Source organism: Serratia sp. CY44782 (assembly GCF_052168715.1).
GTDB classification, from domain to species: domain Bacteria; phylum Pseudomonadota; class Gammaproteobacteria; order Enterobacterales; family Enterobacteriaceae; genus Serratia; species Serratia nevei.
The window spans coordinates 227,017-239,332 of record NZ_JBJNME010000001.1 but is presented as its reverse complement, the minus strand read 5'-3'; the positions used below and the strand labels follow the sequence as shown (position 1 = coordinate 239,332).

Genomic DNA, 12,316 nt, shown 5'->3' with positions numbered 1-12,316 from the left:
GACAAACAAAATAAAGCACTTAAAGACAAAGAATAGATTAACTGATAAAAAATCATGTAGTTATACATATCTTTAAGAAAAAAAAGGCAACCATACAATTGAACCGGGCAATAAGCACATTGTGCCAAAACGCTGTCCGCACGTAGCCGCTATAATCACCTCGCTATCATCATTATTTTCATTATTACCTTCATTATCCGAAGATAATTTCAGCATTCCTTTAACCGGCTTCTGGCCGGTTTTTTATTTTCCTCCACACTCTCCTCACAATTTCAGCCCGTACAAATAGCAAGCAAATAAATAACCTCATGATATAGTTTCACTAATTCACTTCCGCACTAATTGCTAATCTTTTCTGTTATTTTAGTCTACAAATTGAACTTACTTTTCATTTCGTGCTTTATCCCGTCCGTTATTTCTCGCCGCAGGCATAATTAGCCGCGGAGTTTCACTTCTGATAGCCTGAAAAAAAGCTCACCCTCAGCGAGTAAAGTTATGATGCCCTTTCAACCCGACGAGCTGTGGCAGCGGCTGCAAAGCTCCCCCTTCCGCGCCCGTTTCCGTTTAAATGCCAAGGACCAAACCTACCTCGACGACAAGGGATTGCCGCTGATCCTCAGCCATGCCCGCGATTTCATCGACAGTCGCCTGGCCGCCGCCCATCCTAAAAATGACGGTAAGCAAACGCCGATGCGCGGCCACCCGGTGTTTGTCGCCCAACACGCCACCGCCACCTGCTGCCGCGGCTGCCTGGAAAAGTGGCACGGCATACCGCAGGGTATCGCGCTCGACCAACGGCAAAAGGCGTATATAGTCCAGGCGATCGCCCTGTGGCTGGTGCGCAGAGGCGGTGCCAGAGAGGAACCAAACGCGAATCTTTTCGACCCGGATCGCGGATTGTGATAAAAACTGTCAGTAACTTTCGCCACTCTTTTGACCCAAGATCCTGACGCTTACATGACAGCCACCTTGTGCAATGAACAGCAAACGCCCGGCGTTCCTCAACAGATCGCCACCCGCCTGGCCTTTTTCGTCGCCGGTCTCGGCATGGCCGCCTGGGCGCCGCTGGTGCCCTTCGCCAAAACGCGCATCGGTATCGATGACGGCTCGCTCGGCCTGTTGCTGCTCTGTATCGGTGCCGGTTCCATGCTGGCGATGCCGCTGACCGGTTTCCTGACCGGCAAACTGGGCTGCCGCGCGGTGATCCTGATGGCGGGGCTCGGGTTATGCATCGATCTGCCGCTGCTGGCGCTGATGGATTCCCTCGGCGGCATGGCCGTGGCGCTGCTGCTATTCGGGGCAGCGATCGGCATGATCGACGTGGCGATGAACGTTCAGGCGGTGATCGTCGAGCGCGCCAGCGGCAAGGCGATGATGTCCGGTTTTCACGGTTTCTTCAGCATCGGCGGCATTGCCGGCGCCGGTGGCGTCAGCGCGCTGCTGTGGCTGGGGCTGACGCCGCTGCAATCCATCCTACTTACCGTACTGGCGGTGATAGTGCTGCTGGCGCTCGCCAGCCGCCATCTGCTGCGTGAGAGCGGCGCCGACGACGGCGGGCCGATGTTCGTCTTGCCGCGCGGCTGGGTGATGTTCATCGGCATCCTGTGCTTTATCATGTTTCTGGCGGAAGGATCGATGCTCGACTGGAGCGCGCTGTTCCTCACCACGTTGCGCGGCATCGAGCATAGTCAGGCCGGCCTGGGCTATGCGCTGTTTTCCATCACCATGACGCTCGGCCGGCTCAATGGCGATCGGGTGGTGAACTCGCTGGGCCGCTACCGGGTGCTGCTGCTGGGCAGCCTGTGCGCCGCACTCGGTCTGAGCCTGGCCATCGCCTTCAATCACGCTACCGTGTCGCTGGTCGGTTTCATGCTGGTCGGCCTGGGCGCCTCGAACGTCGTGCCGATCCTGTTCAGCGCGGCGGGCAACCAGCGCGACATGCCGGCCAATTTGGCGATCGCCTCCGTCACCACCGTCGGCTATGCCGGCATTCTGGCCGGCCCGGCGCTGATCGGCTTTATCGCTCAGTTTTCCAGCCTGACGGTGGCTTTCGCCTGCGTAGCCGCCCTGCTGTTGGCGGTAACCGCCAGCGCCAAGGCCGTCACTCGCTGATTCAGGAATGCGCAGCCACTATGCAAAATAAACAACTGACCATCAGCTCCAGCAACATTACCCGCTGCTTCCTGCTGTTTATCGTGCTGCTGACGATCGGCATTAGCCTGTATGGTTACAACTACACCAACGCCTGGCTGGCGGAAAAGAAGTACACGCTGAACAGCATTGCCGGTTCGCTGCAAAAGCGTATTGATACCTACCGCTATATGACCTACCAGGTCTATGACAAATTCGGCAATGCGCCGGCACAGAATAGCGATCCCGGTTTGCAGGAAACCCGCCTGCGGCCCGACGTCTATTATGTCGAGAAGCCGCACAAGAAAACCGACGCGGTGATCTTCGGCAGCCATGACGAGAACACGCTGGCAATGATCGCCAACATCTCGGACTACCTGGACACCCGCTGGGGTGCCAAGACCGAGAACTACGCCATGTATTACCTCAATGGCCAGGACAACAGCCTCAGTCTGATCACCACCCAGCCGCTCAAAGAGCTGGCTTCGCGATTTCGAGAGAGCTACCTGACCACCTCGGCGGACGAACGCCGCGCCGAGATGCTGCAACAGGCCAACATGCTCGACGAGCGCGAGAGCTTTTCCGATCTGCGCAAGCAGCGTTTCCAGAACGCCTATTCGTTCTCGATTCGCACCACCTTTAATCAGCCGGGACATCTGGCGACGGTGATCGCCTTCGATTTGCCGATTAACGACATCATTCCGGCCAATCTGGCCCGCGCCAATTTCTTGCTGCTGCCGGACGATGTCGATCTCGACGACAGCGCCATTCCGGCGGAAACGGCTCTCGGTACCCATGCGACGATGAGCGGCGGTTGGGTCGAGTTCAGCGCCGCCCTGCCCAATGCGCCGCTGAAGGTGGTGTATCGCGTTTCGGCCATCAATCTGGCCATCGATCTGCTGCGCAACAACATCTGGCTGATCGCGATCAACCTGCTGCTGCTGGCGCTGTCGATGCTGAGCATCTACTTTATCCGCCGCCAGTACATTCGCCCGAGCGAAAACATGGCGGTAGAGCTGGAAGCCGAGCGCGCACTGAATCAGGAGATCGTCTCCAGCCTGCCTTCCGGCCTGCTTGTCTACAGCTTCGCCAACAATACGGTGATCGCCAGCAACAAAATCGCCGAACACCTGCTGCCGCACCTAAGCCTGCAAAAAATCGCCCATATGGCCGAACAGCATCACGGGGTGATCCAGGCGACGGTCAACAATGAAGTGTATGAAATCCGTATCTTCCGCAGCCAGCTGTCGCCGGACATCTACCTGTTCCTGATGCACGATCAGGATAAAGAGGTGATGGTGAACAAGCGGCTGCAGCAGGCGCGGCGCGAATACGACAAGAACGTTCAGGCACGCAAGCTGATGCTGCACAACCTGGGCATCGAGCTCAATCAGCCGGTACGCCAGATGCACGATCTGGTCGATCGTCTGCGCAACCGGCCGGATGAGGAGCAGCAGCAGGCGCTGCTGGGCCAGTTGACCGCGGAGTCGGCTTCGGTGCTGGGTTTGATCGATAACATTACCCTGCTGACCCGGCTGGAAACCCAGGACTGGCAACCTACGCGCGAACCGTTCAACCCGGCGGCGATGGTCGACGAGTTGCTGTTGGAGGCCCTGCCCGCCCTCAACCAGAAGGGGCTGGCGCTGTTCAAGCATTTCCAGCTGGACGTCGAGCAGAACTATATCGGCGATGCCAACGCGCTGCGCAAAGTGATCGCGCTGTTGGTGCATTACGCCATTATCACCACCGCCTGCGGCAAGATTTCCCTGGTTGTCGACCATGAGCCCGAGCACCCGGATCGCCTGATTTTCCAAATCAACGACACCGGCTCCGGCATCTCCAACGAAGAGATCAGCAACCTCAACTATCCCTTCCTCAGCCAGACGCTGGTGGACCGCTTCAACCACGGTTCTGGGCTCACCTTCTTCCTGTGCAACCAGCTGTGCAAAAAGCTTAATGGCCAGTTGGACATTCGCAGCAAGGCGGATATCGGCACTCGCTATACCATTCGCGTCGCCATGGAGATGGAGAAAAAAGAGCCACAGGAGCAGGAAAAGCTGCTCGACGGCGTCACCGCCCTGCTGGACGTCACGTCGGATGAAGTGCGCGGTATCGTGACCCGTCTGCTGCAGGCCTACGGCGCCGACTGTCTCGTCGCCGAAGATCGCGCGGTCAACCGCGATTATGACGTGCTGCTGACCGATAACCCGCAGCGCGCCGATGACTACACCCTGTTGTTGGCGACCGATGAGCCGGGCTGGCAAGCGCTGGATAAACGCTACATTCGGGTGAACTATAATCTGAACGGCGCATTAATCGACGCCGTGCTGATGCTGATCGAACAGCAAATGGCCGCGCTGGAACAGGAAGAAAGCCCGCTTTCATTGAGCTCAGAAGATATCCAACTCTATGAAAAACAATTGAAATCAAGTGATTACTATGGGCTGTTTGTCGATACAGTACCCGACGATGTCAAAAAACTGTATACTGAGGCGGGCAGCAGTGATTTCAATGCGCTGTCACAAACCGCACACCGCCTGAAAGGCGTGTTTGCCATGTTAAATCTGCTTCCCGGCAAGCAGTTGTGTGAATCGTTAGAACAGCGCATCGCAGAAGGTGATGCGCCCGAGATCGAGAATAACATCAGTCAGATTGATTTTTTCGTCAGCAGACTGCTGAAGCAAGGTAGCCAACAACATGAATAACCTGAACGTAATTATTGCTGATGACCATCCTATCGTACTGTTTGGCATCCGGAAGTCACTTGAGCAAATTGAATGGGTGAATGTCGTTGGGGAGTTCGAAGACTCAACCGCACTGATCAACAATCTGTCCAAGCTGGACGCCAACGTGCTGATCACCGATCTGTCGATGCCGGGTGACAAGTATGGCGACGGCATCACGCTGATTAAATACATCAAGCGCCACTATCCGCAGTTGTCGATCATCGTGCTGACCATGAACAACAACCCGGCGATCCTGAGTGCGGTATTGGATCTGGATATCGAAGGCATCGTGCTGAAACAAGGCGCGCCGACCGATCTGCCGAAGGCGCTGGCCGCCCTGCAGAAAGGCAAGAAATTCACGCCGGAAAGCGTCTCTAAACTGCTGGAGAAGATCAGCGCCAGCGGCTATGGCGACAAACGCCTGTCGCCGAAAGAGAGCGAAGTGCTGCGCCTGTTCGCCGAAGGTTTCCTGGTGACCGAAATTGCCAAGAAACTCAACCGCAGCATCAAAACCATCAGCAGCCAGAAGAAATCGGCGATGATGAAGCTGGGCGTCGAGAACGACATCGCCCTGCTCAACTACCTCTCCTCCGTCAGCATGACGCCGTTGGACAAAGACTAAATCCCGCCTCACGGCAGGTTAGCGCCAAACAGGCACGGCATTCGCCGTGCCTGTTTGCTTTTCAATCCTCGCTGCGGCTGTAGCGTACCCGTTGGCTGTAGTAAGCCAGCGTCTGTTCCAGCGTCTCCAACGTGACCGGTTTCGACAGGCAGTTATCCATACCCGCCTCGAGGCAGCGCTGCTTCTCTTCCGCCAGCGCGTTCGCCGTCACGCCGATCACCGGCGCGCTGAACTGCATCTGTCGCAGCTCCTGCGTCAGGCGATAGCCGTCCATGTTCGGCATATTGACGTCGGTCAGCACAATATCGGCGTGGTGTTGTTTCAACACGCCGAGCGCATCGACACCGTCATTGGCGGTCACCACCTGATATCCCAGCGACCCCAGCTGATCGGACAACAGGCGACGGTTGATCGGATGATCGTCAACCACCAGCAGATGAATATCACCGTTGTCCGCCGCGCTGGCCTTGGCGGGCACCGGCAGCTGCGCCAGCGCCTCTGCCGTGCCGCTGCCGACGCCGAACAACCGGTTGAGCAAGCTCAGCGTTTCTCGCGGCGTGGAGGTGCTGTGCATCCAATAACCCGGCCTGGTTTCCAGCGATGGGCCGATATGCTCGGTGGAGAATTGGATCTGAGCCAGCAGCGGCGTGTCCAACATCAGCGGATGATCGCTGAGCATCACCTCTCCGGCGGCGGTCTCCTGCCCGTCATAGCGCTGGATATCAGCACCGTAGCCCCCCAGAATCGCCATCAGGTAACTTTCCAGCCGCTGATTACGGATATCCAGCCACAGCCGACGGCCCTGCCAGGTATCGCTGGCCTGCGGGATGGGGAACTGAGCGTTGAACAGCGGAATGCGGATACTGAACAAGCTGCCCAGACCCGGTTCGGACTCGACGGCGATATCGCCGTCCATCAGGTTGATCAGTTTCTCACAGATAGCCAACCCCAGGCCGGTTCCCTGGAAATGGCGCTGCACGCCGGTGCCCACCTGGAAGAACGGATCGAACAGGCGCGAAATTTCCTTCTCCGGAATACCGACGCCGGTATCGCGCACGCTGAACTCCAGATAGCTGCCGCGGGTGCAGACCTGCAGCACGATACAGCCGGTATCGGTGAACTTGATGGCGTTGTTCACCAGGTTGGAGAGCACCTGCTGCAGCCGCACCGGATCGCCGAAAATGCGCTCCGGCACGTTCTGTTCGATAAAGCAGTACAGCCCCAGACGTTTCTTCACCACCAGCGGCAAATAGTTACCGGCGATATGGGTGATCACCTCCAGGCAGGAGAACTCGCGCGGTTCTATCTTCAGCTGCTCGGACTCGATTTTGGAGAAATCGAGAATATCGCTGATGATTTTCAGCAGCAGGCCGGAAGAGTTGTTCATCGCATTGACCAGCCGATCGACCCCTTGCGGCAGCGCCTTGGTTTGCAGCAAATCGAGGTTGCCGATAATGCCGTACAGCGGCGTGCGCAGCTCATGGCTGACGGTGGCCAGGAACATCGATTTGGACTGGCTGGCCTGCTCCGCCGCCGCCGCCATCTCCTGCAACGACTCTTCCATCTTCACGCGAGCGCTGACGTCCACCAGCACGCAAATCGCCACCTCTTCGTTACGGTAGCGCGAGTGGACAAAGCTGATCTGCAGGTTGTTGTTGTTGCTGGTCATCACATCGACGAAATTCGCCTGCTGCTCGCAAATGATGCGCGTAATGCGGTCGCGATCTTCGTGGGTCAACAAATTGATATAGTTGTGCGCCAGCTCATTACTCAGAATATTGGTGCCGTCGCTGATGCGCAGGATACAGATGCCCACCGGCGCCGAAGCGACGATCTTGCGGTTGAATTGCTCGTGCTCTTCCAGACGGAAGGCGTTGTCCTCCGCCGGCAGGAACATCTTGCGCTCAAACAGCCACGCCAGCGTGAACAGCACGATGGCCGACAGCAGGTTAAGCAGCAGCGCATTGAGGATCAGCATTTTGAAGCGTTCCACCACGCTTTTCACCGGCAACGCATAGACGATGCTCAGTGAAGAAGGTGGCAGCGCTTTCTTCAAAACCAGGTCGCGGTAATTGTCGACATAGCCGAAGTAGGCATGCTCTTCAGGATAGCTGTTGAGCGAAGCCGCATAGCGATCGCCATCCGCCAGGCGCAGTACCGGCTCATTGTTCTCATCCAACAGCGTGACACCGATCGGCAGGTTGCCGGCGGTGACGAAATCTTCCAACCGGACAGTTTGCTCGATGCCCAGCAACGCCTCCAACTTGTTGCCTATATAGATCGGCGCCAGCACATACAGATAACCGACGTCTGGCCGTTGCGCACTCGGGCTGATCCAATACAGGTTGTTGTCTTTGTCCAAACTCTTGGCGTTACGGTATTTCAGAATGCGCTCATGCAACAATTTCAGCATGTTTTCCCGGTTGGCGACCGCGTTGCCACCGCCAAACTCCGCTAAACAGAGGCTGTCGCCACCGATGAAGAACACCCGGTTGAGATCGTAGGCCGCCACGAAGTTCTCTTTCCAATACTGGATCAACCCGCTCAACGAATCGAGCGAACTGCGGTAGGTGGTGCTCAGCGCGCAGTTGGACTCCGGGTACAGCGGAAAGAATTGCGGCGGGCTGCCCTTACCGGGGAACACGCCGCTGAACATGTCCAGGCTGCTGACTGAACCGTTGAGACGGTTCTCCGCCATATACTTGATGTCGCGGATGATGTCGGCGGAATGGCGGATGTAGCCCTGCGCCTGATCGAAGTTGAGATTGTATTCCTGCCGAATGTCCGACTCTTTCTGATGCAGGATATTCAGAATATAAAAGGTGGTGAGCAGCGCTCCCAACGACCACAGCAAAATCGCCAGCACCCGGAACAGATAGCGGGATATCTTCAGCGTAGTTCGAAAAGAGGCTAAATATTTCAATCGGATACCATACGAAAGTCAGTGGCGGCGCGCGTTGTCGCCGGCGCTTCGGCCGGCGGCTCGGTGCGCCAATTAAACCATATAACTGAAAAAGGGCCTAGCATCGCTGCCAGGCCCTTTTGTCTCAGTGCATTACGGTGTCGGCATGCCGACGCCATCACCTTGCTTTAAACGTTGTCGTCGTCCATCGGCTCAGCCGCGTCGTCGCCATCGTCCAGCGGCGTGGTGTCTTCTTCCACCGCTTCCGCGCCCGGTTCCAGGCTATCCAGCTCTTCGTCTTCCACCGGCTCGGCCACGCGCTGCAGACCGACGACGTTTTCGTCTTCCGCCGTGCGGATCAGCGTCACGCCCTGGGTGTTACGGCCCACCACGCTGACTTCCGAAACGCGGGTACGCACCAGCGTGCCGGCATCGGTGATCATCATGATCTGGTCGCTGGTTTCCACCTGTACGGCGCCGACCACCTGGCCGTTACGCTCGCTCACCTTGATGGAGATAACCCCCTGGGTGGCGCGTGACTTGGTTGGATACTCGGTCACAGCGGTGCGTTTACCGAAGCCGTTTTGCGTCACGGTCAGGATGTCGCCTTCGCCGCGCGGCACGATCAGCGAGATCACGCTGTCGCCTTCACCAAGGTTGATGCCGCGCACGCCGGTTGCGGTACGGCCCATCGAACGCACCTGCGTTTCCGGGAAGCGCACCACTTTGCCGTTGGCGGAGAACAGCATCACTTCGTTGCTGCCGTCGGTCAGATCGACGCCGATCAGCTCGTCACCCTCGTTGAGGTTGACGGCGATGATGCCGGCGCTGCGTGGACGGCTGAACTCGGTCAGCGCAGTTTTCTTCACGGTACCGCTGGCGGTGGCCATGAACACGTGGCGCCCTTCTTCATACTCGCGCACCGGCAGAATGGCGGTGATGCGCTCATCGGCTTCCAGCGGCAGCAGGTTGACGATTGGGCGACCGCGCGCGCCGCGGCTGGCTTCAGGCAGTTGGTACACCTTCATCCAATACAGGCGGCCACGGCTGGAGAAGCACAGGATCGTATCGTGGGTGTTGGCCACCAGCAGGCGATCGATAAAGTCTTCTTCTTTAATACGCGCCGCAGACTTGCCTTTGCCGCCGCGGCGTTGAGCTTCATAGTCGGACAGCGGCTGATACTTCACGTAGCCCTGGTGAGACAGGGTCACCACCACGTCTTCCTGATTGATCAGGTCTTCGATGTTGATGTCAGAAGTATTGGCGGTGATCTCGGTGCGGCGGCCGTCGTTGTACAGCTCTTTGACTGCCACCAGCTCTTCGCGGATCACTTCCATCAGGCGCTCTGGGCTTTCCAGAATAAAGATCAGCTCAGCGATAAAGTTGAGCAGTTCTTTATATTCGTCCAGCAGCTTCTCGTGCTCCAGGCCGGTCAGTTTCTGCAGGCGCAGATCCAGAATCGCCTGAGCCTGCTGCTCAGTCAGGTAGTATTTGCCGTCGCGAATGCCAAACTCCGGCTCCAGCCACTCAGGGCGGGCGGCGTCGTCACCGGCGCGCTCCAACATGGCGCTGACGTTGCCGAGATCCCACGGCTGCGCCACCAGCGCGACTTTCGCTTCGGCCGGGGTCGGCGCACGGCGAATCAGCTCGATGATCGGATCGATGTTGGCCAGCGCGATGGCCAGCGCTTCCAGGATATGGGCGCGGTCGCGGGCCTTGCGCAGTTCGAAGATGGTGCGGCGGGTAACCACTTCGCGGCGGTGGCGCACGAAAGCTTCGAGGATGTCTTTCAGGTTCAGCAGCTTAGGCTGGCCCTGATGCAGCGCGACCATGTTGATGCCGAAGGTAACCTGCAGTTGCGTCAGCGCATACAGGTTGTTCAGCACCACTTCGCCGACCGCGTCGCGTTTGACTTCGATCACGATGCGCATGCCGTCTTTATCGGACTCGTCGCGCAGCGCGCTGATGCCTTCCACGCGCTTTTCTTTCACCAGTTCGGCGATCTTCTCTATCAGACGCGCCTTGTTCACCTGATACGGGATCTCGTGAACAACGATGGTTTCGCGGCCGGTCTTGGCGTCGGCTTCCACTTCCGCGCGCGCGCGCAGGTAGATTTTACCGCGCCCGGTGCGGTAGGCCTCTTCAATGCCGCGGCGGCCGTTGATGATCGCCGCCGTCGGGAAGTCCGGCCCCGGGATGTGTTCCATCAGCCCTTCGATGCTGATGTTTTCATCGTCGATATAGGCCAGGCAGCCGTTGACGACTTCTGTCAGGTTGTGCGGCGGAATATTGGTAGCCATACCCACGGCGATGCCCGATGCGCCGTTGACCAGCAAGTTCGGGATCTTGGTCGGCATGACGGCCGGGATCTGCTCGGTGCCATCATAGTTAGGCACGAAGTCGACGGTTTCTTTTTCCAGATCCGCCAACAGTTCGTGAGCAATCTTGGACATGCGCACTTCGGTATAACGCATCGCCGCAGCGGAGTCGCCGTCGACGGAGCCGAAGTTACCCTGACCGTCCACCAGCATGTAGCGCAGTGAAAACGGCTGAGCCATACGCACGATAGTGTCGTAAACCGCGCTGTCACCGTGCGGGTGATATTTACCGATCACGTCCCCGACGACACGGGCCGATTTCTTGTATGGTTTATTCCAGTCGTTACCCAGTACGCTCATCGCGTACAGAACGCGGCGGTGAACCGGCTTCAGTCCATCACGAACATCTGGCAGCGCACGTCCGACAATAACGGACATCGCATAGTCCAGATACGAGTTTTTCAACTCGTCTTCGATGTTTACCGGTGTGATTTCTCTGGCAAGGTCGCTCATGGAGCTGCTATCCCTCTACTAATGATTCATCTGCCCGCTGCCATAGTGGCAAAGGTGTAAAACTATATCACAAAGCACGCTTTACGGGAAAATAACCGCCGCTGTTTCACGGAAATTGTGCAGATAAGTGCGCTAAAAACGCATCGGCACAGACGATGCCGTGCCGGAACATGTATAATCCGCGCAACGAGAACAAGGAGCCAGACAAGCCCATGAACGCAGAATCATCCAGCCGAGTGCAAAACGTTGACCACCAGGAAATCGCCAAGTTCGAGGCCGTCGCCTCTCGCTGGTGGGATCTGGAAGGCGAGTTCAAACCGCTGCACCGCATCAACCCGCTGCGCCTGAACTACATCATGCAACGCGCCGGCGGCATTTTTGACCAGCAGGTTCTCGACGTGGGCTGCGGCGGCGGCATTCTGGCGGAAAGCATGGCGCGCGAAGGCGCCAAGGTCACCGGCCTGGACATGGGCGCGGAGCCGCTGCAGGTCGCGCGGCTGCACGCGCTGGAAAGCGGCGTGAACGTCACTTACGTGCAGGAGACGGTGGAAAGCCACGCTCAGGCCAATCCGCAGCGCTACGACGTGGTCACCTGCATGGAGATGCTGGAGCACGTGCCGGATCCGGCCTCGGTGGTGCGCGCCTGCGCTCAGCTGGTGAAACCGGGCGGCCACGTGTTCTTCTCCACCATCAACCGCAACACCAAAGCCTGGCTGATGGCGGTGATCGGCGCAGAGTACGTGCTGAAGATGGTGCCGCAGGGCACCCACGATCATAAGAAATTTATTCGCCCTTCCGAACTGATCGGCTGGGTCGACGGCACGCCGCTGCGCGAAAAGCACATGATCGGCCTGCATTACAACCCGATCACCGATCATTTCAAGCTTGGACGCAACGTTGACGTGAACTACATGGTGCACACCCAGCACGAAGGCTAAGCGTTGTAAACCGCGCCGGCCCTGCATTACCGAGGGGCGGCGCCAACGGGGCATTCGGAAAAATACCTAATTTCCGCGACTTCGATCAAAATAGCCGTTGTAAACAGTTTTTTAGAATATTAAATCAGATCAATATGCCGTTTTTTTCTAACGTTTAATAAAGCGTC

Annotated in this window: 7 protein-coding genes; 5 read left to right on the top strand and 2 right to left on the bottom strand. The window is 57.6% G+C overall.

All coding sequences use genetic code 11. The features are described 5' to 3' along the window. Positions 1 to 498: 498 nt before the first annotated feature. The 4 genes from ACJ8HT_RS01150 to rcsB are packed head-to-tail and all read left to right on the top strand — an operon-like array spanning position 499 to position 5,478. Positions 499 to 903, top strand: a complete 405-nt coding sequence (locus ACJ8HT_RS01150) for a DUF4186 domain-containing protein (protein WP_376787977.1) — start codon at positions 499 to 501, stop codon at positions 901 to 903. 54 nt (positions 904 to 957) lie between these two features. Continuing rightward, entirely contained in the window at positions 958 to 2,112 is a 1,155-nt protein-coding gene (locus ACJ8HT_RS01145) for an MFS transporter (RefSeq protein WP_197652414.1), read from the top strand. Between the two features lie 20 nt (positions 2,113 to 2,132). Continuing rightward, positions 2,133 to 4,835: a phosphotransferase RcsD gene (gene rcsD, locus ACJ8HT_RS01140; protein WP_197652413.1), complete on the top strand. Its 2,703-nt coding sequence runs from the start codon at positions 2,133 to 2,135 to the stop codon at positions 4,833 to 4,835. Beyond that, positions 4,828 to 5,478: a response regulator transcription factor RcsB gene (gene rcsB, locus ACJ8HT_RS01135; protein ID WP_004935900.1), complete on the top strand. Its 651-nt coding sequence runs from the start codon at positions 4,828 to 4,830 to the stop codon at positions 5,476 to 5,478. The genes rcsD and rcsB overlap by 8 nt, the downstream gene beginning before the upstream one ends. 61 nt (positions 5,479 to 5,539) lie before the next feature. Here the strand turns inward: rcsB and rcsC are convergent, their stop codons facing one another. Both rcsC and gyrA read right to left on the bottom strand, forming a co-directional pair. Beyond that, positions 5,540 to 8,401 (bottom strand): two-component system sensor histidine kinase RcsC, encoded by a 2,862-nt coding sequence (rcsC, locus tag ACJ8HT_RS01130; protein ID WP_197652412.1) that lies wholly within the window; start codon positions 8,399 to 8,401, stop codon positions 5,540 to 5,542. 167 nt (positions 8,402 to 8,568) lie between these two features. Next, on the bottom strand, positions 8,569 to 11,211 hold the full coding sequence (gene gyrA / locus ACJ8HT_RS01125) for a DNA topoisomerase (ATP-hydrolyzing) subunit A (RefSeq protein WP_049200192.1): 2,643 nt from the start codon (positions 11,209 to 11,211) through the stop codon (positions 8,569 to 8,571). A gap of 212 nt (positions 11,212 to 11,423) precedes the next feature. Between gyrA and ubiG the strand changes: the two genes are divergently transcribed. Continuing rightward, positions 11,424 to 12,149, top strand: a complete 726-nt coding sequence (ubiG, locus tag ACJ8HT_RS01120) for a bifunctional 2-polyprenyl-6-hydroxyphenol methylase/3-demethylubiquinol 3-O-methyltransferase UbiG (protein ID WP_049200204.1) — start codon at positions 11,424 to 11,426, stop codon at positions 12,147 to 12,149. The last annotated feature ends 167 nt before the right edge of the window (positions 12,150 to 12,316 follow it).